At 38.2% G+C, this 432-nt stretch carries 1 protein-coding gene; it reads left to right on the top strand.

What is annotated here, in order from left to right:
- Positions 1-327, top strand: a 327-nt coding sequence (locus tag AC27JP_RS20325; protein WP_487117763.1) for a hypothetical protein, incomplete at its 5' end; no start/stop codon positions are given.
- Positions 328-432: the final 105 nt, after the last annotated feature.

Raw genomic sequence — 432 nt, 5'->3', positions numbered from 1 at the left:
GGGCGTTATGTTTTTAATCGAATGGATGCACATATGAAGAAATGGGTGCTTAATAAAAGAATTTTTATGATAGGTTTTTTACCCTTTATGGGTGTATTCGTCGCACTCCTTTTAAATTTTATTGCAGGCCCTGCTTATACAACGTCACTAAATCAAAGTGCACTTCGCGTATATTTTATGGGGTCTGCCATGTGGTCGGTACTTGCATTTTTTTCTGGGGTATATATGTATTCCAAATGTAGTTCTATGAACCACCTAAAGTTTATCCTTGGAGTATCGTCGGTTAGTTTAGGTATTACTATGCCTTGGATAATAGGTATGTCGTAGTAATCAAAACATAACAAGCTGTTCAAGTGGGACAAATAACAGTTGGCTGGTTCCGCTTCGCTTCACATTTTAGCCAACTACAATTTGCCCCTTAACAGGGCGTTA

This window comes from Colwellia sp. SU-HH01172 (assembly GCF_057553355.1).
Note: the sequence above shows the minus strand (reverse complement) of the source record. Positions and strands in the feature narration are given on the sequence as shown.